We start from the raw sequence: 24,069 nt of genomic DNA on the forward strand, positions 1-24,069 counted from the left end.
TCCGCTTGATGTACAACACAGAACCAGCGGCTAGGGTCTGTTGCCGTTTCGTTCGCCCGCCTGTTGCAGCCTGTAAAGCCGCCAACCAAGGAGCGAGAAGCGCAGTGTGGTCATTCCACATAAGCGACCGACAACGCAGCATGGCCGAAAAATGGCCTCCGGCAGGCGGATGAACGAAACGGCAACAGGCCCTAACCCTTCGGCCAGATCCCGGTCCGCTTCAACGCCGGAGAGAAGGTCCCAAACTCCCAGCGCAGACGCGACCCGCCTGGACGCCAGACCGCCTGTTCAACCTGCAGATGCCACAGGTGCTCGACACCCTCGAAGCCGCCTGCATCAGGTATGTCCCACTCAAGCTCCACGCTGCCAGAGACCTGCAACAGGTCACCGCCGGCAAAGTCGACAAACAACAGTCCCGCACGCGGGTTAAGCAACAGGTTGCCAAGCGTGTTGAAGAAGCGATTGCCGGAAAATTCCGGCATGGTGAGGCGGTTGCCTTGCACTTTTACGAAACCGGGCCAGCCGCCGCGATGGGACACATCAACAGCAGGTTCGCGTCCCTCCTGCGGGACGCAACTGGCAACAAAACAGGTATCGGCCAAAGCGATCAGCGCCCGCATCTGCTCGGTCAGGGTCGCCGAGTGGACGGCTGGTGAGCCGCCTGCAGACGGCCCGACAGCGGCGGTGAGCTGGCGCTGTTGAATAAACTGCGGACAGTTGCCGAAAGCCTGCGTTACCTGCACGCTCATGCCGGCGTGGTCGATCGCGTCAACGCGTCCGGACAAGCGGTTGCGCCGACGCGTCTGCAGATCGATACCCAGCAGACCCAGTGTACGGGTTTGCGCCACAGCAACCGCGCACGGATCCTGTTCGCTGAACAACGCGTCCAGTCGCAGCACGGAGGGATCAGGAGACCAGGCAAACCCTGGCTCACCTTCCAGCAGGCCAGCCCAGAGATCGCCCTGCGTCGATACCGTACCCGCCACCACAAAGCGCAGCAGCGGATAGAACGCCCGATGCTGCTCGGGTAGCACCGGGCTCAGTACGCGCGGGCCCACTTCAGCCATGCGCTCGGCCACGCCGAGGCGGCGCTGCAGTTCCCGCTCACCCGCGTGCCATACAGACTGTTCAGGCTTGCTCATGAGGCTGCTCTCCCCACGTGACCAGCAACGCCCTTATGCACTCTGCAGCCCCACCGCCGATCGCGCCATCGGCACAAACCCCGGCAGATCTTCAATCTGCGCCAACCAGGCTTGCACGCGCGGATAGTGGGTGAGCGACACGTTGCCTTCGGGTGCATGGGCTACATAGCTGTACAGCGCGATATCGGCGATGGTGACCTGCTCGCCGGCGAGATAGCGGCTGGCAGTCAGCGTGCTCTCCAGCAAACGCAGCAGCTCATGCGCGGCAGTGATGGTGCTCGGCGCATCGAAGGGGGCGCCAAACAGCGTAATCAGGCGCGCCCGCGCAGGCCCGGCTGCCAACTCACCGGCAGCAACCGACAACCAGCGCTGCACGCGCGCCGCCCCGACAGCATCACATGGCAACCAGCGATCAGTCGGGTCGTACTGGCTGGCCAGGTAAACCAGAATAGCGTTCGAGTCGCTCAGCACCGCGCCGCGATCTTCGATCACCGGCACCTGGCCAAAGCTGTTGAGAGCCAAAAAGGCCGGCTGCTTGTGCGCACCAGCGGCAAGGTCGACGAAGACGGTTTCGTAGGGAAGGTTCAACAGCGACAGCATCAACTCGACGCGATGCGCGTGACCAGACAACGGATAGCGATAAAACGTGATCGAATGTGACATGGAAGACTCCAATAATAGCGTGATGCACAACGGGTAAATGCGCCTGCCGCAGATGCCCTAGGGAGTCTTATCTTGATACCCCACACGGATGTGCGGAATAACCACAAACTGCAATCCTTTATTGCGACTTATGAAATTAGCTACCGTTCAGCGCCGGGTGAACCCGCAAGCGCGCAACCGCAAGGTCAACAAAGCTGCGCACCCGCGCAGCAGCCCGGCGCCCCTCGCGGTAGACCACATGGACCGGCAGCACCGGCAGTGCGAAGTCCTGCAGCACCGGTTGCAATCGTCCCTGCGCCAGCGACTCGTGCACCTGATAGCTCATGCACCGCACCAGCCCGGCGCCCCGCTCGGCGGCGGCAATCGCCGCATGATTAGTCGCGCAACTCAAGCGCGGCAACAGGGCATAACGCTTGACGCTACCTTGCTGGACAAACTGCCACTCCGGCGTGCGCGAGTCGGCGGATGAATGCACGATCTGATGATCAATCAATTGCTCGGGGTGCGACGGCACTCCATGCCGAGCAAGATACGCCGGGCTGGCGCAGATAATCCGGCTGACCTCACCCACCTTGGCGGCGAACAGGGTTGAGTCAGGCAACGCGCCGACCTGAATCGCGACCTCAATACCTTCTTCATGCAGGTTGGGTACCCGATCCTGATAGACACCAAACACCTCAACCCGCGGATGCGCCTGCAGATACTCCAGCAGGATGGGCGTCATCAACGACTGGCCAAACAGCAGCGGCATGGATAGCTGCAGCCGCCCCTGCGGAGAGGTGTGCAAACCGCTGGCCGAGCGATCAGCATCGGACACCTCAGCCAGGATACGCCGGCAGTCCGCCAGAAACCGCTCGCCCGCCTCAGTAAGCCCCACACCCCGCGTGCTGCGCTGCAGTAGCTTGACGCCAAGGCGCTGCTCCAGCGCATCAATGCCCCGGGTGACGGTCGGTGGCGACAGAGACAAGCGGCGCGCGGCGGCGGCCAGGCTGAGCTCATCCGCGACGGCCTCGAATACGGTCATTTCTTGAAACCGGTCCATCAGCCGTTCTCCTTGCCCTGCAGGGCGCGGTCAGCTGCCAACTGGGCGACGCAGAAGTCGACAAACTCGCGCACCTTGGCGGGGATTCGGCGGCCACCTTGATGCACAACATGAATCGGTAAGGGCTCAAGTTCGAAGTCTTCGAGCAACAGCTCCAGCGCGCCGCTCTGAACAGCCTCTGCAACCTGATACGACAGCACGCGCGTGATGCCCCAGCCCAGCTTGGCTGCGTTAATGGCCGCCTGGTTGGCCGTGACCACCAGGCGAGGCTGTGGGATCACCTGAATACGGCCCTGCGGCCCGCTGAACTCCCACTCGGTCAGCAGCGAACTGCTGGCCGACATGACCACCGACGCGGCCTCCAGCTCGCTCGGGTGAGATGGTCGCCCATGCCGTGCCAGATAACCTGGTGACGCGCAGACTACACGGCGAACCTCACCCACGCGGATGCAATTGAGGTTGCCGTCCGGCAGATCACCGATGCGCACCGCCACATCGATCCCCTCATCAAGCATGTTGACGACACGGTCAACCAGCAATGCCTTGATCTGCACCGCCGGATGATTGGCCAGATAGTCGACCATGACCGGCGTGACGAACAGCTCACCAAACAACACCGGCGCCGTGACCGTCAGCAGGCCGCGGGCCTGCGCGTGCACACCACCCGCCGACTCCTCGGCTTCGTCCAGCTCTGCCAGGATGCGACGGCAGTCCTCGACATAGCGCTGACCGGATTCGGTGACATGCACACTGCGCGTGGTACGCGCCAGCAGCAGGGTGCCGAGGCGTTGCTCCAGCGCAGCCACCGCCCGGGTGACACTGGGCGCAGACATGCCGAGCTTGCGCGCTGCCGAGGCAAAATTCTGCTCCTCCGCAACGGCCTGAAATATCTGCATTTCCTTGAATCTATCCATGTTCCGCTCCCGTCAGGTGCGGATCAGGTTAGACCAATAACTTCATTTTTAACAATAGTCACTTTCTAAATAAGGCTGTTCTTTAATTTTTTGAATGCACTTACAGTTCGAACCGTCGCTGCACAGCAGCACATAACACTGACTGAAATCGCATCAATCGAGGAGCTATACCATGAAACTGAAAAACGCTTTTATCGCCAGTTCGCTGGCCGTTGCTCTGGGCTTTGGCGGCGCGGCACTGCTGACGGCTACCAGTACCTACGCCTACGACGAAACCTCTACATCGGCGATCAACGTTGATGAGCAACGCGTCATCCTCAAGGGCTACGACACGGTGTCCTATTTCCAGGGCGCCCCGGCTGAGGGCAACAGCCGCTTTGCGGTCGAGCATGACGGCGCGCTGTACTACTTCGCCAACGCTGAAAACATGAAGACCTTCCAGGCCAACCCCACTGCCTATGTGCCGCAATACGGCGGTTACTGCGCGATGGGCGCGGCGCTGGGCAAGAAGCTGGATGTCGACCCGAGCCAGTACAAGGTGGTCGACGGCAAGCTCTACCTCAACGTCAACGCAGACGTGTTCCAGAAGTGGGCTGAAGACGTACCGGGCAACATTGCCAAAGCCGACAGCAACTGGCCGCTGATCAAGGATCTGGCGCCGAATGCCCTGTAAACCGGCACTGCGGTGGCAGTCACGCTGCCACCGCGGCCATCGGTGGCCCTTTCCAACGAGGTAATCATCATGCTCTCCCTCTCTGCATACCGATCCTTGCAGGCTCCGCTGCAAGATGTCCTGTTGCTGGCCGCACGCGTGTTCCCTGGCGCCGTGTTCTGGCAGTCAGGACGCACCAAGGTCGATGGCTGGCAGCTCAACGATACTGCGCTGTTCCTGTTTCAGGAGGAATACCAGTTGCCCTTGATCGACCCGGCAGCCGCCGCTGCGTTGGCAACCCTCGGCGAACACCTGCTGCCAGTCATGCTGCTGATGGGCTTGGCAACCCGGCTCGGCGCAGCCGGGCTGCTGATCATGACGCTGGTCATTCAACTGCTGGTGTATCCGTCAGCCTGGGCGACCCACGGCACCTGGGCGGTACCGCTGTTGCTGCTGATGCTGCAAGGCGGCGGCCGGCTGTCGCTCGACCACCTTTTCACGCGCTGGCGAGCACCAACCCCGACGCCCCTGTGCACGGCGCCTTGAGCGTCGGTCAGCAGCGTAACCACCTTATCTCCATCCAAGAGGACTGAATCATGGATCGTCGACACTTCAATACCGTTCTCGCGGCGTCTCTGCTGGGCGCCGTCATCGCCGGCAGCACACAGGCAAACGCCGCTGGCATCAACGCAGGCAAGGAAAAGTGCTATGGCATCTCGCTGGCAGGTCAGAACGACTGCGCTGCCGGCCCCGGCACCTCCTGCGCCGGCACGTCCAAGATCGACTACCAGGGCGATGCCTGGACGCTGGTGCCCTCCGGCACCTGCACCAGCATTGAAACCCCGCACGGACTTGGCTCGCTGACGCCGATCCAGCGGCCCTAGGAGTCTGTGATGCACACCGCCCCCTTGAGCCGAGGTATCGGCGTAGCCTTCAAACCGCAGCACTTTGCAGCACTGATCGCCGATATCAGCGGTATCGACCTGCTGGAGATTCATGCGGAGAACTACTTTGGCGACGGGGGGCTGCTGCACCACCAACTGGAGCGCCTGTGCGCGCGGCTGCCGTTGTCGATCCACGGGGTCGGTCTGTCACTGGGCGGCGCGGCGCCCCTCAACCCGCAGCACCTGCAGAAGCTGAAACAGCTGTGTGACCGCTACTCTCCAGCGCTGGTGTCAGAGCATCTGGCCTGGGCCGGCGACGGTCAGCAGTTTCTTGCCGATCTGCTGCCGGTCGCCTACACCACGAACACCCTGAACCGCAGCGTAGACCACGTCGCCCAGCTGCAGGACGTGCTGGGGCGCCGGGTGCTGATCGAAAATCCGGCCAGCTATCTGAGACTGAAAGACAGCCATCTGCGCGAAGCCGACTTTCTCGCCGAGCTGTCAGCTCGCAGCGGCTGCGGGCTGTTGCTGGACCTTAACAACCTGCTGATCAACTGCCACAACAACGGCGGGACGGCAGATCAGTATCTGCGCGCACTGCCACTGCACAGCATAGGTGAGGTGCATCTTGCCGGCCACGCCCAACACCGCCTCAACAACGGTCGCACCCTGCTGATCGATGATCACGGCAGCGCCGTCACCGAGCCCACGCTGCGTCTTTATCAACGCCTGCTGCGCCTGGCCGGCAGCCGCCCGACGATTATCGAGTGGGACCGCCAGGTGCCCTCCTGGACCCGACTGCTGCAGGAGGTAACCCGCGCCCGGCAATACCAGCGAGGACAGGTCAATGACACCTGATCAGCAGCAGCAATTCAGTCAGGCGCTCTCGCTCCCCGCAGAACCAGCGCCCCTGCATCTGTTTGCCGGCGCGCCGGAAGAATGCGAGCAACGTTTTCAGGTCTATCGCAACAACGTCAGCAGCGCGCGAGTGGATGCATTACGCCAGACGTTTCCGGTGCTGGAACGACTGCTTGGCGCAGCTTACTTTAGCGCCGTGGCAGCGCTGTTCGTCCGCACCGCGCCGCCGCCCTCTCCCACACTGCACGAGTACGGTGACGGCTTTGGCCATTTCCTGCGTCAACTACCGGCCTTGTCGGGCATGCCGTGGCTGAGTGAGGTGGCACAGATCGAGCGCGCTCGGGTGCGCGCCTTCCACGCGGCAGATCGGCAGGCTTTCAACATGGCAACATCCATTGCTGCCCCGGCACAGCTGCTGGCGGTGCCACTCGCCTGGCACCCGTCAGTGAGCCTGATACGAGCAGCCTCTCCAGCCTATTCGCTGTGGCACAGCCAACGACGCTCATTGCCACCACCGCCAGCAGCGCAGTGGCAGCCAGAGGACGTACTGGTCTGGCGCCGGGAGTTTGACCTGCAGACCGCGCAGGTGTCTGGCGAACAGTGCACCCTGCTCAACCAGCTACGCCAAGGCCTGTCGCTCGCCGACGCAGCGGCCGCAACCGGCCGTGCCCCGGCAGAACTGGCTGCAGATTTGTCGCTTTTATTGGCCTGGGGCTGTCTCTGCCCAGCCTGACAGCAGCCGGCGGCCGGCTGCACGCGCTCGCTGCCGACGGGCACGGCATTGGAGCCACCGACCAAGCTCGGGCACAATCACGTTGATGTACCCGCTATTGGCGGCAGTATCCTGCCATGGACGGTGCAGCTATTTATTCAGCGGCGAGCAAGGCTCAAAGGGACATGATGGACGGACTGAACTGGATCTGGTTACACGCGGCAACCCTGGCAGGAATCGGCACCCTGCTTGCCTTGCTGATCACGCTGACGGTCTGGATTCGTCTGCTGCGTCATCGCGCTCGACCGTTCCAGATCAGCGCCGCCGACGTTCATCCTTCGCTGCTGCCCGGTGACTGGACGACCTATATCCGCATCAGAAACCGCAGCGACCAGCCGCTGACCATTCAGCGCATCGAAATCTGGGGCCCACGTCGTCACTATTTGCGCAACCAGAACGGTGAGCTGATCGAAGGCAGAAACCTGCCTGCGGTGCTGAGCGTGTTCAGCCAGGACAGCGCCACCCTGGCCCCCGGCGCCACCTTCTCAACCTCCAATCACGACCTCGATCACGATACGGCAGGGGAACTGTTCGCCAGCGCCAACCAGTTGGGCGTGATCACCGATCGCGGCGACTATGCCCTCACACTGCCCAGACTGCAGGTACACAAGATCACCGCCGCCGGGCCGGACTTTCAGCTCGAAACCGGCAACCGCTGGATGCATCAATTCAACAGGGTACGAGTATGGGCAGCAGGTAAAACCCAACAGCCAGCGCTAAGGCGCTGGCTGTTGGGGATGAGCGAATAACGCCAGACTGCTGCGTTACAACTTGACGTTGAGCGACAGATAGGCCGAGCGGCCGGGGGCCGGTGAGAACATCGGCTGGTCATCGCCGCCCCAAAAGAAGTTGTCGTACCAGACATACTCGTACTCATAGTCGGTCAGGTTCTTCACCTGCAGATCGACACTGAGTGTGGGCGACACCATATATTCGGCACTGACATCCAGCACCGCGAAACCGCCGTATTTGCCCTGCTCGTTCTGCTCATCAATGTAATAGTCACCCTGGGCTCGCGCCTGCAGGCCCAGACGCCAGTCCGGGGTCAACTGGTAGTCGGTTCCCAGGTTGGAGATATAGCGCGGCGTGGAGAACACCTCATTGCCGGCCAACGATGTGCCGGACGCGGTGTAAGCGCTCTTCACCTTGGCTTCCTGGTAGGCATGCGACGCCCAGACACTACAGCGGTTGTTGATGCGCGCATTGATCTGCAGATCAACACCTCGACGCCGTGTCTCGCCCAGGCCCTCCGTGGTGCCGGTGCTGGGCATGTTGGCTACCTCGTCGGTCGCATCCTGCTGCCAGATGGCGATGCGCGCCTCGGTCCCCGCCAGCGGGCTGAACTTGATACCCAGCTCCTTGCCGGTGTTGATTGACGGCGCAAAGCTGGTCTGCCCGGCGGTCATGTACGCTGGTGCGCCTGAACCGGTCAGAATCTGAAAGGTGCGTCCCCAGTTGGCATAGATATTGGCATCCGGCGTCAGGCTGTACACCACACTGAGCTTGGGCTGCAGAATCGAGCCGTAGTCCTGCAGGTCCGCTTCTATGCCACCGGGCAGATCCGTTTCGCCATAGAACCGGTCGACCCGATAGGCAGGAATGATCTTCAGCGAATCGGTTGGCTCAATCACCGCCTGCAGATACACACCCACATTGTCGAGGGTATAGGCGTCATCGTTCTGGACGCGGGCCGGCGTGGCGTCAAAATCAGTCGGCACGCTGTAGTTGAAGCGCGTCCGGCGATACTCGTTATCCTGATGCTCGGCGTTGAGGCCGCCCTCCAGTGTCAACCAGTCGTTGGCAGTCCAGCTCAGGCTGCTGAGCATGCCGGTCTGGCGCTCATCCCACTGGCGACGTTGACGCGGCGCATTACCCGGCTGATAGTCGGTAAAGGTGATCTGCCGATCGTCGTCATAGCGGTTGTAGTAGAGCTTGCTGTTGAGATTGAGCGTTTCGCTCGGCTGCCAGTCCAGATGCAGCGCAGCCTGATGCAGGTCGCGGTCGTCGCCGTCGTTGGCGTTTTTCGGGTCGGAGCCCGTGCGACTGGCTGCCAATTCTTCACGGGTCATGAAACCGGACTCTTCGGCTTCATGATGGTAGACACGGGTCACCAGCCCCAGGCTGAAATCACCGTCGTCATTGGTGTAGAACCACTTGCCACCCAGGGAGTATTTGTCCGAGTCCGAGTGATCACGAAACCCGTCTGACTGCTGCTTGGCAAGGAAATAGTTCTGCGCAAAGTTCAGCGACTCGCGACCGATCGCCAGCTGCAGCTCGCGGGTATTAAAGCTGCCGTAGGTAAGCCGGGCGTCCGTGTAGTGACCGCCCTGACGGGTGACAAAGTTGATGTTGCCACCAATGTTATGCAGGCCGTACCGGGCGTCGTTGGTACCGCGCACAACCTCGATGTACTCCAGATCCAGCGGAAAGACCATGTCAGTAAAGCGCTGATTGCCACTATTGACGTTGCTGGGCACGCCATCAATCAGCGTTTTGATGCCATTGATGTAGCCTTCGCCATTGAAGGCGCGCAGCGTCGCCTTGCCTGACTCCGCGCCCTGGCCGGTTTCTGTCAGCTGGATGCCGGGCATCTGCCCCAACAGCTCCCAGCTGGTGGACACGTTCTGCTGCTCGATTCTGTCAGCGCCCAGCACATCCACTGAGGTGAGCACGCGACTGCTGCCTGCCATCGCCGACTTGTTGGCATTACCCACCACGGAAATCTCACCGAGGGTAATAGTCGATTCACCACTGGGGGCGGCATGCACAGCGGTACTGCCGAGCGCCACGGCAAAAGCCAGGGGACGGAGTGCGTAGTTCATTGGGGAGTCCTTGATTCGAAGCAGGGTTCAGTCGGAGATCAGGCTGGCGCGCCAGCGGGGCATAACGTTATACTATTACGCCAAATGTTGACACCCCCTCTCGACAAGAAAATGCCCCCTACGCAAAACACCCGTCTCCAGTCCATCGATGCCCTGCGCGGGCTGGTGATCCTCTTCATGCTGCTGGACCATGTCCGGGAAACCTTTTACCTGCACATGCAAGTCAGCGATCCGATGGACGTGATCCACACCGACCCGGCGCTGTTCTTCAGTCGCACGCTGGCGCACCTGTGCGCCAGCGTCTTTGTGCTGCTGACCGGCCTGGCCGTTTTCTTGTACGGCGCCAAGCACGACAGCCGTGCGGCGGTATCGGGTTTTCTGTTCAAACGTGGGCTGTTCCTGGTGGTGCTGGAGGTGACACTGGTCAACTTCGCCTGGACCTTCCAGTTTCCGCCAACGGTCATCTACCTGCAGGTGATCTGGGCCATTGGCTTGAGCATGCTCGCACTCGCTGCGCTGGTTTGGCTGCCTCGCTGGCAGCTGGTCACGCTGGGGCTGGTGCTGGTGGCCGGGCACAACCTGCTCGATAGCGTGCATTTTGTCCCGGGTGACTGGGGCTACGTACCCTGGGCTATCCTGCATGACCGCGGCTGGCTTGAAGTCAGTGATCAGCTGCGACTGCGGACTTCCTATCCGCTGCTGCCCTGGATTGGTGTGATCGCGCTGGGCTACGCGATGGGGCCCTGGTTTGCCGGCAGTACCAGCGCAAGCCAGCGGCAGAGCTGGCTGCTGGGCAGCGCACTGGGCGCCCTGGGCGCCTTTGCACTGCTGCGCCTGCTCAACGGTTATGGTGAAGCGCCCTGGGCAGTGCAGGATACGGCGCTGCGCACCCTGATGAGCCTGCTCAACATCACCAAGTACCCGCCGTCACTGCTGTTTCTGGCGTTGTCGCTGGGCGTCGGCTTGCTGCTATTGCGTCTGTTTGAGCGTATCGACAGCAGCCGCCTGATTGGCTGGCTGGCCGTCTTCGGTGCCGCGCCTATGTTCTTCTATTTGCTGCACCTGTATGTGCTCAAGTTACTTTACCTGGCCAGTGTCGGCGTCTGGGGCACCAACCAGGGACAGTACTTTGGCTTCGACAACATCTGGGCCATCTGGCTTTGCGCTCTGGTGCTGAGTGTTGCCCTCTACCCGCCCGTGCGCTGGTTTGCCCACCTGAAGGCCCGGCGCCGAGATATCAGCTGGCTGAAGTACTTCTAGGCGGCTTCATCCGCCGCGCACGGCGACGTTATCGGCCACGGTCGACTTCTGATTTTGCATCGGTGTATTGAACGGGAGCCTTTGGCGCAACGCCATCGGCCCCTTTGCTCGCTCTATCAAGCGCGGAAGCGCCCGACCAGACCGTGCAACTGCTCGGAGAGCTGTGCCAGTTCCTGCGAATCGCGGTGTGCTGACTGAGCAAGATTTTCCACCAGCAGCGCGTCGTCCTGAATCTGGGCGATGTGCCGGTTGATATCCTCCGCGACCTGGTGCTGCTCCTCCGCCGCTGCCGCAATCTGGGTATTCTGGTCGCGAATGTTATCCACGGCACCCCGAATCTGCTCGAAGCTCTGACTGGCACGGCCGATGCGTTCAACGCTGGCCTGTGACATTTCCAGACTGTGTTGCATCTGCGCCGTGACTTCCTGCGTGCGTCGCGCCAGCCCGCCCAGCAGGCTATCAATTTCGCCGGTGGAGTCAGCGGTGCGCTTGGCAAGCGCACGCACCTCGTCAGCCACCACAGCAAAACCACGCCCCTGATCCCCTGCCCTCGCCGCCTCAATCGCCGCATTCAGGGCCAGCAGATTGGTCTGCTCGGCGATCGCCCGGATCGTCCCCAGAATGCTGTTGACGTTCTGGCTGTCCTGCTCCAGCGCCTCCAGTGCCAACGCCGACTCTTTGAGGTTCTCGCTAAGGCGGGTGACGCTGTCGGTCGCATCTTCAATCTCCCCCTAGCCCGCGTGTACCTGATGCTGACCGTCGTCGGCCGAGGTCGCCGCTGCGCTGCATGAACGCGCCACCTCGTTGGCCGTCGCAACCATTTCGTTGAAGGCGGTAGAGACCATTTCCACCGCACCACGCTGGCGCTCAGCCACGTTGTTCATATTGTCGGCAACCTGGGTCGAACCCTCAGAACGCTCGCGCAGCGCTGCTGATGCCTGGATGACGTTCTGTACCAGTTGGCGGATGCTCTCCAGAAACTGATTGAACCAGCGTGCCAACATCGCGGTTTCATCCTTGCCCTGCACCGCCAGGCTGCGCGTCAGATCGCCCTCGCCCTGCGCGATGCTCTCCAACCCGCCGGCCACACTGCGAATCGGGTTGACAATCAGCTTGGCGAATAGCATACCAACGACCGCAAACACCACACCCAGCACCAGCACGATAACTGCAAACTGCCAGGTCAACGCGTTAGCGCTGGCCATCACCTCATCACGCTCGATCAGGCCAATGAAGCGCCAGCCCAGCGTCTCGGACGACCAAATGTTGGCCATGTAATCAGTGCCGTCGATCTCAACCTCGAGCAAGCCCTCGGCGCCGGCCATTCTGGCGTACTCGCCACCCAGATCGGCAAGCGACTTGAAGTTGTGATCGGCGTTGCTTGGATCAACCAGCACATTGCCATTGGCCTCGACCAGCATCAGGTAGCCGGTGTCGCCAATCTTGATCTGTTTGACAAGATCAGTGAGCTGTTTAAGGGACACATCCAGCCCCACCACCCCGGCAACGTTGCCTCGTGCATCATTGACGGTGCGCACCGTACCAATAAGCACCGCATCGTCTTGCGCCCAGTAGTAGGCTCCCGTACGCAGCGTCTGGCCCGGCGACTCCATGGCTCTCTTGTACCAGGGCCGCACGCGCGGATCATAATTCTTCAACCCGGGGTCTCTGGGCCAGGTGGCGTACCCGCCATCCACTCGCCCATAGGAGAGGTACGCCGCGGTCGGATGCGCCTTGGCAAACTGCTCGAACAGGTCTTCCAACTCACGGTTAGCCTCGGGCAACGGCACGCTCGGCGCATTTTCCGAGGAATAATTCTTCAAGTCTGGCGCGGCAACCAGCGGCGGCAGCGCCGCGACATAATCGACGCTCTCGCTGATGCCCTTGAAGAACATGTTCATGGCATTTTCGATCTGACGAATCTCTCGCGAGCTGCCATCAAGAAAGGTTGCCTCCGCCTGCGCCCGCAGGTTGTAGATCACCACCGCTGCTACCAGGAGAATCGGCAGACACGCGATAGCGACAAATGCCCAGGTCAGCTTCTGCTTAATATTCATTCGACGCTCTCTTAAGAGTAGGACAACTCGGTCCGGCACGGCGCCGCACAAGAACAACCTGAAAAGGTTATCGGCCTCGCGGCGAGGCGCTTGAGATACACACGTAAATATAGTCTCGGAGGGGCAAACTGCAGCAACCAAGTCGGGCGGCCATGTCACCAAAGAGATGGCGGAGGGCTATCGGCGGGATAATGCGGAAATGGTATGGGCTGACGCGGTATCCGACTTGGATATCGCTAAGATCACTGGCTGAGTTTTGCGCGCATTTTGCGCCAGCTTTGCGCCGTCCGGACGTAAAAAAAGGACCAAGCCGCTAAGTGCTTGATCCTTCTTTAAAATATGGTCGGGACGGAGTGATTCGAACACTCGACCCCTTGCACCCCATGCTATTATTTACCATATCTCACTGGACGCCAAAAAACCCCGGTAGACAGACTGAAGCCTAGTAGCTACGCTGCATACAGGCTATTCCATCATCCATACTGCTCCACCCAAATCCATGGTAAGCCACGAAATATCATGGGGTAAAAATGGGGTAAAAACGAAAGGCGCTGAATCTAAGGGCTGATAGATGAAAACGACGAGATGGACAATCAAGGAGCTGCAATCGCTCACCACCTCCGATGATGGCAAGGTAAGGCGTGAGCCGGATGGGATAGTTACCAAGGTGCGTGCAGGCAAACGCGGCATCACCGTAGCGTTTCGCTATGAGTGGTTTGCTGGGGGCAAGAAGCACGACTACTCCCTCGGGTCATGGCCCAAGAAAACATTGGCTGAGCTTCGAACAGAGCGTGATCTAGCGAAAGCCACCGTCTCCCAAGGTATCGACCCCGGAGCGGCCAAGAAAGCCGCCAGAATCGAAGCGCAGGCAGCCATAGCTGCAACCATTGCCGAGTCCGAACGTCAAGCCGCCGAGAACCTAACCGTCACTGATTTATTCGAAGCCTGGCTAATCGATGGCGTGCGCCGCGAGGATGCCAATGCAGAGCTGCGCCGAAGCTTCGCCAAGGATGTGCTACCCGTTATCGGTAAGAAGATGATTCGGGAGCTGTCCAAGCAAGACCTACTATCCGTTCTGCGCACTGCGAAGAAGCGCGGGCTGAACAGAACGCTGGTAATCCTGAACAATGACATGCGTCAGATGCTGCGCTGGGCTGAGAAGCACAAGCCTTGGCGCGGTCTAATGGCGGACGGCAACCCCGCCGACCTGATGACACCGAAGGTATTGGATGACCTCAAGCTGCTAGACGCGGATTACAACGAAGTACGCGACCGCACGTTATCGCCCGCTGAAGTTCGAGAGCTGCGCGACATATTCGCCAAACTGGAGAGCGATTATAAGGCCCTTCCCAAGGGGCAAAAGTATTCCGGCATTCGCCCGGTAAATCAGCATGTGCAATGCGCCGTCTGGATCTGCCTGAGCACCCTTTGCCGTATCGGCGAACTGCTTATGTCCGAGTGGCAGCACATCGATCTGGAGGCCGGGACGTGGTTCATTCCTGCAGCTAACACCAAAGGTCGGCACCGCAAACGTAAAGATAACAACGTCACCCTGTCACCCTTTGCCCGGCGTCAGTTCGAAGTGTTGCACAAGTTGACCGGCGCAACGCCCTTTGTGTTCCCCAACACGAAAGGTGACAGCCACGTCTACACCAAGACAGTCAGCAAGCTGATAGGCGACCGGCAATGCCGGTTCAAGAACCGCAGTAAGCCACTGTCAGGCCGCCAGCATAACGACACACTGGTGTTGGCAGGCGGGGCAAATGGAGAGTGGACGCCGCACGACCTGCGCCGAACTGGCTCGACAATGATGCAATCACTTGGGGTTGTGCCCGACATTATCGACTTATGCCAAGGCCATGTTATTGAAGCCCCCAAGGTTCGCGGCACCTACCAACACTACGACTACGCCAAGGAGAAGGCCGAAGCCTGGCATCTGTTGGGGGAGCGAATCGAGGCGTTGTTGACTGCCGACAACGTGCAGGAGTTCCGCCGCGCCTAACCGAGTTACCGGCTGACCTAGAGTCGCCCCGAAAAGCGGACATCTCATCTTCCCCAGTCCACCTATCTATTCATAAGTGGGAACGCTTGGATCGCTGAGGTTGTATAAACGCTGCTTGAGTAGCATCACAAGGACAGTTCCAACTGTCCAGTTCAATTAGTCAGGTAACCTTCAGCCCCCCACCGGCAAACAAATAACCAGGCCGAAAGGCCGGTAGCCGGCGTCGTTACCCTCCCCGGCCCAGACCACGTCGACACTGCCTCCGATCTCGGTCAGGCTACTGCGCACTGCATCCATACCCACCCCACGGCCAGACACCATGGACACTTGCCCAGCGGTGCTCAGGCCCGAGTGGAACATCAATGCAGCAATCTCGTCGTCGCTGACAACCTCATCATCCCGCAACAGCCCTGCCCCGATAGCTTTGCTACGCAGGCGTTGCAAAGCCAGGCCCCGGCCATCGTCGCTGATACGCAAAGTGATGTGCTTTCCATCTGCGCCTCCATCGATATGGATGGTGCCCGCGCCAGGTTTGCCCAGTGCCAGGCGCTCGTCGGCCGGCTCGATACCATGATCGAGGCAGTTGCGCAGTATATGCACCATGGCGTCATTCAGGTGTTGGGCTTGTTCGCTGCTCAGGTGACAATCAGCCAGTGCCGGGGTGATGAGCAGTTGCGGTACGGGCTTGCCCAGTTCATCGGCCACTCCGCCGAGGTTCTCGCCCAATGTGCTCAGCATGGTATTGAGATTGGTACCGCTGGCCTGTTGCAGCAGCGTCTGTAGTTCTCTGTCCGGGCGCTGGCTGGCCAGTTGTTGCAACTGCTGCCACAGGGTGTTGCTGACAATCTGCGTATCCCGGTCGCGGCCAAACCCTTGCAGGCGGCTGGTATAGAGCAGGTGGTACTGGCTGAAGTCATGGCTGACCTGATGCAAGGCTTGTTGCAGCGCGCTGACTGACACCTCAGTCCCCGAATCCCGGCCGGTCTGGAGTACCTGTTCGGCATCATGCAGGCTGTCGGTTACCGCCATTAGCCCCAGTGTTCGGGCATTGCCTTTGAGGGTGTGCAGTTGGCGGTACAGGATGGTCAGGACTTCCTCTGCAATCACGCTCTGGCTGCTTTCGAGCAATTGCCGACAAACAGCCAGTTGCTGCTCACTGGCGTCCATGAAGGCGGTGAAGCGTGACTCTCCAGCAGCGAGGATTTCACTCAGCAGTTGCAACTCATGCTGCTGTTGTTCGGCCTGCCGTTGCAGTTCGCGCATGCGGCTGAGGTCGCGCACGACCAGCATCAGGCGGCTGACTTCGTCCTGCTCGTTGAGCATCGGGTTCCAGTGCAATTCGAGAATCTTGCGCTGGCCGGCCAGCGTGACCGTGACTTCTGTCGGCAGCAGATGGGCGTTGCAGTCGAACATGAAGGCATCCTGTTCAAGCACTGCCATCAACGCCGCTTCAATCTGTTGCAGAGCGTCGGGGCCAAGTTCGCTGTGCTTGAACAAGGTGTCCATCAGCGCAGCCCCTGCCAGCTCCTCCTGCTCCAGGATACTGGACAGGTGCGCGGAGAAGTCGGCGTGCAGGGTCAGGTCCGGCAGAATGGTACAGATGCCCTGGCGCATGTTCTGCAAGACAGCCTGGATCTCGCGGTTCTTCTGATCCAGCTCGGCGTTATGCTGACGAATGATCTCCATCTGCTGCTCATGCGCCATTTCCACCAGCGCCGATGCGCGAATGAAACCGATATAACGGCCACCTGAAGTAATCAGCACCCCTTCCGTGCCGGGTACAGCGTGGGCAGCCTGCAATACCTGCTCGATAGTGGCGTCGATCTCCGCGCTTGGGCATGGGGTCAGAAAGCTGTCCAGTTGCCGCGACTGCCCGCGGTTGGACAGCAGTGCCATACCGTAACGGGAGTAGACATAGCTCTTCAGGCTGCGCTCGCGGATCAGACCCAGTGGGGTTCCGGCCAGGTCCAGGACTGGGAAAAAGTGTTCCTGCTGATGGCCACGAAACACTTCCAGCACCTGCAGCATGTCAGTCTCGATGGACACCGGTCGAATGATTTCCAGCGCCCGGTGGATCGATGCCGTGCCGTACCCCTGCAGCTCTTGCAGGAGATCTTCCGGTGTGTAGAAGCGGCGCTCTTCAGTCGTATGTTCATTCGTGCCCGGCGTCGTGCCATCCGGGCTGTGGGGATTGCTCAGTGCGGCGGTATTGGTGGTCATTTCCGGGCTACCAGGTCATGTGCTTGATGGCATAGTAATGCCACTACATTTCCGCCACGTGACAAGCTAATAGAGAAATATTGGCCATAAGCCATCATTTTGACCTCGAAGTCATCAAAGTGACATCACCCGCTATTTAGCATGACGACCTGTCAGATTCCCTGATCATTGCATGAGGTGCCGGCTGTGTTTCTCGTAACCCTGCTGCTGTTGCAGACCGTATTGTTGGCTGGAGCGGGTTGGTATTACTACCAGCAGCGTCGGAGCCTGATCACTCTGACGGACAAGCAACGCACCACCCAGGCAGAGCTGACATTGCTGGAGGCCAGCAATCGCGAGCAGACCGCGCAGTTGCAGTCGCTGCAGGCCCGGGAGCAGCAACTGTTGCAGCAGATCGACACTCAACAGCAGGATCACGACCTACAACTGTCAGCCCTTCGCGAGGAACGAGATAACGTTCATGGCTGGCAGGACAGCCGTTATCAGGCCGTGCAGGAGCAGTATCAGCAGGCGCAGCAACTCAATCGGAAGTGGCTTGATCTGGCTGACGATATAGATCGGCTCGGACAGATTGTGCATACCTTTGATCGATGGAATGACCGACTGGATGAGCTCATGACACACAACCGGGCCATGCAGAGCGAAAGCCAGGAGTTCACCGGTATCGTCAAACAGACCATTCTGCTGGCACTGAACGCCAGCATCGAAGCGGCACGGGCTGGTGAAAATGGGCGCGGGTTTGCCATTGTCGCCGATGAGGTTCGGATACTGGCACACCGCTCTGAAGCGTTGAATGACGGCTATCGCCAAAGCCTGCTGCAAAATGCGGTGATCACCACTGGTACCTTCCAGGATATCCAGGCCGCCAGCCGCATGATACATACCGCGATTCAGGATATCAGGCAGAACCTGGAGAGTCTGAGTGAACAGTCGCGGCAGCAACCCTCTTCCCTGGCCGCTTGAGTATCGCTCCCATGATCAGCGCACAGACCAGCGAACAGCTACTTTCCCTACTCAGCACCAGTGTATCGGGCTCCGTCACCAGCCTGAGCGGCGTGCATCCGGTATCCATCGACGACTGGATCTCCCAGCAGCACTGTGAGAATGCCCAACTGATCATGTTGACCTTGAGCGGTTACAACTTTCGCAGCCTGATCTGTCTCTTGGCGGACAACACCCAGGCCACCACCGCGATGGATGATGATCACCTTCAGGAATTGGCCAATAACCTGTGTGGCACCTTCAAGCGCCAGCTGAGTCAGAGTCTTCCCGAACTGGGCATGTCGACCCCCAGCGCTCTACCGTCAGGCTGCGTGGCCTATTTGCAGGAGGACGGCTCTCCGGCTCTGGCGGTACGTTGTGTCGATGCCAACGGCATCGTACTGCATGCCTGCCTGGTGCTGCTGCAGGTCGATGAGACATGGAGCCTGTCGTCATTGGAGTTGAACACGCCTGAGCCCGAGGCCCTGGGCGAACTTGAATTATTCTAGGCCGTCACCGGCCAACAGCAGTATTTGGATTCACTCAGCGCATTCACAGGAGAATGTCATGTCACTTGTTCTGGTTGTCGATGATTCAGCCACCGTGCGCAACGATGTTGCGGGCTTCCTCCAGCAAAACGGTTTGCAGGTGGTCACTGCTCAGGATGGCCGAGAGGGACTTGAGCAGTTGAAGCGCCATCAGGGTATCCGCCTGGTGATCTGCGACGTCAACATGCCGAATATGGATGGCCTGACTATGGCCGAAAAATCCCGCAGCGAACTGCGCAACTCGGCCCCTATCATCATGCTGACGACCGAAAGCTGTCCCAAAATGAAGGAACGTGGCAAAGCTGCTGGCGTCAAAGGCTGGATCGTCAAACCCTTCAATGGGCCGAGCACCATCGGAGCCATCCGCAAGCTGGCGTCAGCCTGATATCCAGAGGCGGCCAGTGGTGACCGGACCACTTGGCCAGCCCTCAGGCAGAACTTTATGTCAGGAAAACGATAGCTGTTCACTCGACCAAGACAAGACTCGTGGCACACACCAACATCGGTACGCCTTGGTTATGGGGTATCAACAGCAGGATCCTCAGAGCATCAATTCAGCCGCCCGCTTCCCAACAGCCGCAATAATCTGATCGCGTTCTGGCGCAGCGATCGTGTCTGTTTCCAGATAGACTGACACTATCACGGGCGAACCGCTGGGCGCCTGGATAAAACCCACATCATTCGCACCGAGTCCGGCAGTGCCCGTTTTCTCTCCAACTATCCAGCTCGGCGGAACACCCGCCCGCAATCGCCTATCCCCTGTGGTGTTAGCCATGAGCCACGACTGAAGCAACTGCCGTGATTCGGGCTTGAGAGCACTGCCAAGCAGCAAGGTGTTGAGCGTATTGCTCATGGCATTTGGGCTGGTGGTATCCATCGGTTCGACTGAATGCGACTGGTTGAGCTCGGGCTCATAGCGGTCATGTCTAGTAATGGTATCTCCCAGACTACGGATGAATTGGGTCAATGCTTGAGGGCCACCATAGCTGCGGAGTATCAGATTGGCCGCCGTGTTATCGCTGGTGGTAATAGTGGCGTGACACAGCTCGGCCAAAGTCATTCCTCGCGGCCCGATGTGTCGTCGCGTTACAGGCGCGTACTCCAGCATATCCTCCTCGGTAATCGATATGCGCCGGCTCAATTGATCTATGCCCTGATCCGACCGTGCCAGGACGTAAGCAGCGGCCAATGTCTTGAACGAGCTCAGCATTAAAAACCGTTCGTCGCCCCGATAGCTCGCGACTTGCCCGCTCCCCCTATCAAGCAGACTGACTCCCAAACGTCCTTGGCTGGCTCGCTCCAGTTCGGCCAGCGCCAGATTCAGCGCCGTTACGTCAGCCGGTGCCCATCGCTCCTTCTTATCAGGCAAATTCTTTGCCACTGCGGCCAGTGTGGTCGCGGCTACACAGCTCGCAATAAAATGCCTTCTGCTGATCACGGAACGCTCCCTTAGAAAACCGAAACCCAGTAGCGCTGGGTGTTGTAACCGGCTTCTGGCTAGTCGCTCTATAGTGCCTGTTTTTTCTCCATTATGTAAAAGCAGCTTACTCAGGCTGGTGATGCGGGATTTGTTCAGCCCCCCCTTAAGGCAACTTGGCTATGACCTTGATCTCAAAGTCATAGCCATAGAGCCAGGTTACACCCACGACGGTTAGCGTCGGATAGGGCGAGTCGCCCCAATAGTTGGGCACCACCGACCAGATATCCTCGACCTTGGACGCGGGATCCACCATGAATATGGTCACATCCACCACATCATCAAAGCTGCAGTCGGCTTCTGCCAAGATAGCGTTCAAGTTGTCGAAAGCCTGGCGAACCTGTGCCTTCAGCCCTTGCTGCGGCGAGCCATCCTCCAGACTCCCGACCTGCCCTGACACAAACAGAAAACCGTTTGATCGGATCGCCGGAGAGTAGCGATTTTTCTCGTAGAGCGCCTGACGTTTGGGTGGGAAAATAACCTCACGAGTTGCCATAGGGTTTCCTCCATGTTTAGCAAATCGACCCCGGCTGGGGATCAGAATAACCAAGACTTTAGAGATCCTTTCTTTAGGGATAAACTGGCAATCTAGGTCAACATTGTTTGTTAAACTCAAACAATTAGCTGTTTTTAAGGAGCATCATGGATCGCTTCGATGCCATGCAGGCTTTCGCCCGCGTTGTGGAAACCGGCAGTTTCACCAAAGCCGCCGAGACCCTCCATATGAGCCGGACCACCGTGACACAGCTTGTACAGCAATTGGAGGCTCGGCTGCGGGTCAAGCTGCTCAATAGGACGACCCGTAAGGTGAATGTGACCGCAGATGGCGCCGTCTACTACGAACGAGTGGTGCGGTTATTGGCCGATATGGACGATGCCGAAACCAGCCTGTCCAGCGCCCTTGCGTCTCCCCGCGGAAGATTGCGGGTAGACGTGCCCAGTCCGTTTGCCAGCACGATGCTGATTCCGGCTCTGTCGAAATTCTATGTCAGATATCCCGATATCCAGTTGCACCTGGGAGTCAGCGATCGAGTGATCGACCTGATTGATGAGAATGTGGATTGCGTGGTGTGCGGTGGCGAGGTCACAAATCAGTCGCTGGTGGCGCGGCACGTTGGTGACCTACCATTGGGTGTTTATGCCTCGCCTGATTATCTGGCGGAAATGGGCACCCCCGCTCACCCCAAGGAACTCGGAGCTCCCTCTCACCGTGTCATCGGTTTTTTTGGGGCCCGCTCCCGACGAGTCTTTGCACCCACTATGCATCGCAGTAATGAACGTCTTATCGTGCATGGCAATCACCCGCTGGTGGTGGACGATGGCAACGCATATCTGTCAGCAGGTATGGCAGGACTGGGAGCGCTATGGCTACCCACCTACATGGCCCTGCCACACGTTGAGCGTGGTGACTTGATTCCACTATTTGTGGATTGGCGAATGGATCCCATGCCGATGTATATCGCATTTCAATCCAATCGGCATGTCAGTGCGAAACTACGTGTATTTATTGATTGGGTTGCCGCGTTAATTGAGCAGCAACATCCTGTCGGGTCGAGGCCGTCTCACAGCGCCGAAACCATGCTTGAATGATCGTCATAAAGGACTCGCATCGATTACAGCGACGCCTCAAGGAAATGTCGCTTTGCAATCTCAATAAAAGCACGAACGTTCGGATGCCCCTTGCGCCCGCTCTGGAACAGCAACGAAATAGGCAGAGCGGGGGTTGCGTCATCGGTCAGTATGCACTCGAGTTTGTTCGCAGCTACATGGTCAGTGATTTGATAAGAAAGCGTTCGAACCACACCGTGCCCAGCGGCTGCCGCAGCAATGGCCGCATCCATGTTATTGACCAATAGTCGCGCCGAATATGCAGATCGCCTGACAAAGTCCGGCCCCCATCCATGATGCGACCCAGTCTCGTCCTCTACCCAGATGACATCGTGATCACGCAGATCGGTCAGCGATGTGGGCCTGCCGTGCACAGCCAAATAAGCGGGGCTTGCGCTGAACACAGGCCGCACTTCACCCACTCGCAACATATGAAGCGAGCTGTCCGGAAGGTCGGCAATGCGTATGGCAACATCTACCCCTTCGTCGACCATACGCACGAGCCGATCCAGCAATAGCAGCCTGACCTGGAGGTCGGGATACTGTCGCAATAACTCGAGAACGATTGGCAGCACATGCAGGCGGCCAAACATGACCGGAGCCGTCACTGTCAGAGTGCCTCGCGGTACTGAACGGCCAGCTCGGGCGGTATCGAATGCCATATCGATATCTGCAATCCCTGATTGGCATCGGCTCAAGAACTCGGCACCTTCGTCGGTCAGTCGAACACTGCGTGTTGTGCGTCTTAACAACTGAACACCCAGGTCAGCCTCCAGTGCCGCGATTGCACGCGAGACGGTGGTCGGTGACATGTTCATCTGCCGTCCCGCTTCAGCAAAGCTGGCGTGCTCAGCCACGCAGATGAATGTTCTTAGGGTTCGCAGCTTGTCCATCACTTCTCCGTTGGACGAGGACATTGCATGTAGAAATAGCAACAATGAAATGCAGAATCAACAGATTATCGCGCTCTAAGATGATAGACATAATGGGCTCATCATTAACAACAGGATGAATGTCATGAAGCTTTACCACTACCCTTTGTCAGGACATGCCCATCGCGCCGCCCTTTTTCTCTCACTAGCAGGCATTGATCACGAGCTGATTGAAGTCGATCTGGCTGCCGGCGCTCACCGACAACTGGCGTTTCTTGAACTGAATGCTTTTGGCGAGGTTCCGGTACTTGATGACGATGGCATCATCATCGCAGATTCACTCGCCATTCTTGTTTATGCCGCACGCAAAGTTGGGCCGTCTCATTGGCTACCCACTGATCCTGTCGTTGAAGCCAATGTACAGCGATGGCTTTCAGTCGCGGCCGGCAAGATTGCTTATGGTGCTTGTGCCGCACGGCTCATCACTGTTTTTAGCGCCCCCTTCGATCCACAGGAGGTGATTGAACGTGCACATGCAACTCTGGTTGTCATGGAGCAAACACTGAAAGATCAGCGCTGGATCGCCGGAACTGACGACCCCAGCATTGCCGACATCGCGCTTTACAGCTACGTGGAACGAGCACCTGAAGGAAATGTAGATATATCCGGCTACCCCAGGGTACTCACCTGGTTGCGGCAGGTTGAAGCGCTGCCTGGTTTTACGCCTTTTCAACGCACCCGTGCCGGCCTCGAAAGCTGAGCTGAGTTTCTATCATCGTACTTGATACAACTATTCAATCAGGAGCCTCAACATGCGCTTTGACACCCTGCGTCTGGATCATATTGGTATTCGTGTTACCGATCTTGCCATCGCGGAAGCCTTTTATGCGAAGCTGGGATTTACCCGTGCCCCCGAGGAGCTCGATCCTGCCGCGAGGGCCTGCGGCCTGGTTCACCCAACCGGATTGCGGATCCATCTTATCTACAATGGCGAGCCAGCCAAAGAAGGCAATGTGCTTCTTGACGCACCGATCAAGCGGCCTGGCTATACACACGCAGCCTTCATTGTTGACAGCATGGAAAAGCTAGTCACGTGGCTCGCACAAGAAAATATCAGCATAAGCGAGGGGCCGGTCGTAATGGGCCACGGACGCCGCAACGTCTGCTTCATCCGAGATCCCGATCTGAATGTGCTGGAATTCAACGAAATACTCAGTGCAACCAGCTAATGATCTGCTGCAACGCGGCATAGTAGAAACTACCTGAGTGAGGAGGCGGAGCACATTGTCTTGAAG

General features: G+C 58.9%; 24 protein-coding genes and 1 pseudogene. 14 read left to right on the forward strand and 11 right to left on the reverse strand.

Going from position 1 to position 24,069, the window contains the following annotated elements:
- Nucleotides 1-191: 191 nt before the first annotated feature.
- The 4 genes from CNQ84_RS13415 to CNQ84_RS13430 form a co-directional block, all read right to left on the reverse strand.
- Nucleotides 192-1,142, reverse strand: a complete 951-nt coding sequence (locus CNQ84_RS13415) for a pyridoxamine 5'-phosphate oxidase family protein (RefSeq protein ID WP_096005367.1) — start codon at nucleotides 1,140-1,142, stop codon at nucleotides 192-194.
- Between the two features lie 33 nt (nucleotides 1,143-1,175).
- Nucleotides 1,176-1,805, reverse strand: coding sequence for a glutathione S-transferase family protein (locus CNQ84_RS13420; RefSeq protein WP_096005368.1), 630 nt, complete (start codon nucleotides 1,803-1,805; stop codon nucleotides 1,176-1,178).
- A 136-nt stretch (nucleotides 1,806-1,941) separates the two neighbouring features.
- Nucleotides 1,942-2,847 carry a LysR family transcriptional regulator gene (locus CNQ84_RS13425; protein ID WP_096005369.1) on the reverse strand — a complete coding sequence of 302 codons (906 nt, stop codon included), beginning with the start codon at nucleotides 2,845-2,847 and terminating at the stop codon, nucleotides 1,942-1,944.
- Nucleotides 2,847-3,761, reverse strand: coding sequence for a LysR family transcriptional regulator (locus CNQ84_RS13430; protein ID WP_096005370.1), 915 nt, complete (start codon nucleotides 3,759-3,761; stop codon nucleotides 2,847-2,849). The genes CNQ84_RS13425 and CNQ84_RS13430 overlap by 1 nt, the downstream gene beginning before the upstream one ends.
- Before the next feature lie 172 nt (nucleotides 3,762-3,933).
- Here CNQ84_RS13430 and CNQ84_RS13435 point away from each other — a divergent pair, with 172 nt between their 5' ends.
- From CNQ84_RS13435 to CNQ84_RS13460, 6 genes are all read left to right on the forward strand, one after another.
- The gene (locus tag CNQ84_RS13435) at nucleotides 3,934-4,434 is read left to right on the forward strand and encodes a YHS domain-containing (seleno)protein (protein WP_096005371.1); all 501 of its coding nucleotides are present in this window, start codon (nucleotides 3,934-3,936) and stop codon (nucleotides 4,432-4,434) included.
- Nucleotides 4,435-4,503: 69 nt separating this feature from the next.
- Nucleotides 4,504-4,959: a DoxX family protein gene (locus CNQ84_RS13440; protein WP_096005470.1), complete on the forward strand. Its 456-nt coding sequence runs from the start codon at nucleotides 4,504-4,506 to the stop codon at nucleotides 4,957-4,959.
- A gap of 50 nt (nucleotides 4,960-5,009) precedes the next feature.
- Nucleotides 5,010-5,297 carry a BufA1 family periplasmic bufferin-type metallophore gene (locus CNQ84_RS13445; RefSeq protein ID WP_096005372.1) on the forward strand — a complete coding sequence of 96 codons (288 nt, stop codon included), beginning with the start codon at nucleotides 5,010-5,012 and terminating at the stop codon, nucleotides 5,295-5,297.
- Between the two features lie 9 nt (nucleotides 5,298-5,306).
- Complete coding sequence (gene bufB / locus CNQ84_RS13450; protein WP_096005373.1) at nucleotides 5,307-6,155, forward strand: MNIO family bufferin maturase; 849 nt, start codon at nucleotides 5,307-5,309, stop codon at nucleotides 6,153-6,155.
- Complete coding sequence (locus CNQ84_RS13455) at nucleotides 6,145-6,888, forward strand: HvfC/BufC family peptide modification chaperone (RefSeq protein ID WP_096005374.1); 744 nt, start codon at nucleotides 6,145-6,147, stop codon at nucleotides 6,886-6,888. Before bufB ends, CNQ84_RS13455 begins: the two co-directional genes overlap by 11 nt.
- A 164-nt stretch (nucleotides 6,889-7,052) precedes the next feature.
- Complete coding sequence (locus CNQ84_RS13460) at nucleotides 7,053-7,676, forward strand: hypothetical protein (RefSeq protein WP_096005375.1); 624 nt, start codon at nucleotides 7,053-7,055, stop codon at nucleotides 7,674-7,676.
- A 15-nt stretch (nucleotides 7,677-7,691) separates the two neighbouring features.
- Here CNQ84_RS13460 and CNQ84_RS13465 read toward each other — a convergent pair whose 3' ends face one another.
- Nucleotides 7,692-9,749, reverse strand: a complete 2,058-nt coding sequence (locus CNQ84_RS13465; RefSeq protein WP_096005376.1) for a TonB-dependent receptor — start codon at nucleotides 9,747-9,749, stop codon at nucleotides 7,692-7,694.
- A gap of 111 nt (nucleotides 9,750-9,860) precedes the next feature.
- Here CNQ84_RS13465 and CNQ84_RS13470 point away from each other — a divergent pair, with 111 nt between their 5' ends.
- A complete protein-coding gene (locus CNQ84_RS13470; protein ID WP_096005377.1) occupies nucleotides 9,861-11,009 on the forward strand; it encodes an acetyltransferase domain-containing protein in 1,149 nt (382 codons plus the stop codon).
- A 116-nt stretch (nucleotides 11,010-11,125) separates the two neighbouring features.
- Here the strand turns inward: CNQ84_RS13470 and CNQ84_RS21120 are convergent, their stop codons facing one another.
- Together CNQ84_RS21120 and CNQ84_RS13475 are read right to left on the reverse strand one after the other, a co-directional pair.
- A complete protein-coding gene (locus tag CNQ84_RS21120) occupies nucleotides 11,126-11,734 on the reverse strand; it encodes a methyl-accepting chemotaxis protein (RefSeq protein ID WP_425439973.1) in 609 nt (202 codons plus the stop codon).
- 6 nt (nucleotides 11,735-11,740) lie between these two features.
- Entirely contained in the window at nucleotides 11,741-13,066 is a 1,326-nt protein-coding gene (locus CNQ84_RS13475; RefSeq protein ID WP_425439970.1) for a methyl-accepting chemotaxis protein, read from the reverse strand.
- A gap of 571 nt (nucleotides 13,067-13,637) precedes the next feature.
- On the opposite strand from CNQ84_RS13475, the gene CNQ84_RS13480 reads away from it, so the two are divergent.
- Entirely contained in the window at nucleotides 13,638-15,068 is a 1,431-nt protein-coding gene (locus tag CNQ84_RS13480; protein WP_096005378.1) for a tyrosine-type recombinase/integrase, read from the forward strand.
- 171 nt (nucleotides 15,069-15,239) lie between these two features.
- Here CNQ84_RS13480 and CNQ84_RS13485 read toward each other — a convergent pair whose 3' ends face one another.
- Nucleotides 15,240-17,288: an Hpt domain-containing protein gene (locus CNQ84_RS13485; RefSeq protein WP_096005379.1), complete on the reverse strand. Its 2,049-nt coding sequence runs from the start codon at nucleotides 17,286-17,288 to the stop codon at nucleotides 15,240-15,242.
- A gap of 660 nt (nucleotides 17,289-17,948) precedes the next feature.
- Here CNQ84_RS13485 and CNQ84_RS21125 point away from each other — a divergent pair.
- The 3 genes and pseudogenes from CNQ84_RS21125 to CNQ84_RS13500 all read left to right on the forward strand — a co-directional run.
- A pseudogene (locus CNQ84_RS21125) lies at nucleotides 17,949-18,251 on the forward strand (methyl-accepting chemotaxis protein); the annotation flags it as partial.
- Nucleotides 18,252-18,262: 11 nt separating this feature from the next.
- Complete coding sequence (locus tag CNQ84_RS13495) at nucleotides 18,263-18,778, forward strand: hypothetical protein (protein WP_096005381.1); 516 nt, start codon at nucleotides 18,263-18,265, stop codon at nucleotides 18,776-18,778.
- Nucleotides 18,779-18,836: 58 nt separating this feature from the next.
- A complete protein-coding gene (locus tag CNQ84_RS13500; protein ID WP_096005382.1) occupies nucleotides 18,837-19,202 on the forward strand; it encodes a response regulator in 366 nt (121 codons plus the stop codon).
- Nucleotides 19,203-19,358: 156 nt separating this feature from the next.
- On the opposite strand, the gene bla is transcribed toward CNQ84_RS13500, so the two are convergent.
- Complete coding sequence (bla, locus tag CNQ84_RS13505; protein WP_096005383.1) at nucleotides 19,359-20,255, reverse strand: class A beta-lactamase; 897 nt, start codon at nucleotides 20,253-20,255, stop codon at nucleotides 19,359-19,361.
- 145 nt (nucleotides 20,256-20,400) lie between these two features.
- A complete protein-coding gene (locus CNQ84_RS13510) occupies nucleotides 20,401-20,790 on the reverse strand; it encodes a RidA family protein (protein WP_096005384.1) in 390 nt (129 codons plus the stop codon).
- Nucleotides 20,791-20,936: 146 nt separating this feature from the next.
- Between CNQ84_RS13510 and CNQ84_RS13515 the strand changes: the two genes are divergently transcribed.
- On the forward strand, nucleotides 20,937-21,884 hold the full coding sequence (locus CNQ84_RS13515) for a LysR family transcriptional regulator (RefSeq protein WP_096005385.1): 948 nt from the start codon (nucleotides 20,937-20,939) through the stop codon (nucleotides 21,882-21,884).
- Between the two features lie 23 nt (nucleotides 21,885-21,907).
- Here CNQ84_RS13515 and CNQ84_RS13520 read toward each other — a convergent pair whose 3' ends face one another.
- On the reverse strand, nucleotides 21,908-22,795 hold the full coding sequence (locus CNQ84_RS13520; RefSeq protein ID WP_096005386.1) for a LysR family transcriptional regulator: 888 nt from the start codon (nucleotides 22,793-22,795) through the stop codon (nucleotides 21,908-21,910).
- 115 nt (nucleotides 22,796-22,910) lie between these two features.
- Between CNQ84_RS13520 and CNQ84_RS13525 the strand changes: the two genes are divergently transcribed.
- Complete coding sequence (locus tag CNQ84_RS13525; protein ID WP_217350099.1) at nucleotides 22,911-23,534, forward strand: glutathione S-transferase family protein; 624 nt, start codon at nucleotides 22,911-22,913, stop codon at nucleotides 23,532-23,534.
- Nucleotides 23,535-23,586: 52 nt separating this feature from the next.
- Nucleotides 23,587-24,003 carry a VOC family protein gene (locus CNQ84_RS13530; RefSeq protein ID WP_096005388.1) on the forward strand — a complete coding sequence of 139 codons (417 nt, stop codon included), beginning with the start codon at nucleotides 23,587-23,589 and terminating at the stop codon, nucleotides 24,001-24,003.
- The last annotated feature ends 66 nt before the right edge of the window (nucleotides 24,004-24,069 follow it).

The sequence above is a fragment of the Pseudomonas abyssi genome (genome assembly GCF_002307495.1).
Lineage (GTDB): Bacteria > Pseudomonadota > Gammaproteobacteria > Pseudomonadales > Pseudomonadaceae > Halopseudomonas > Halopseudomonas abyssi.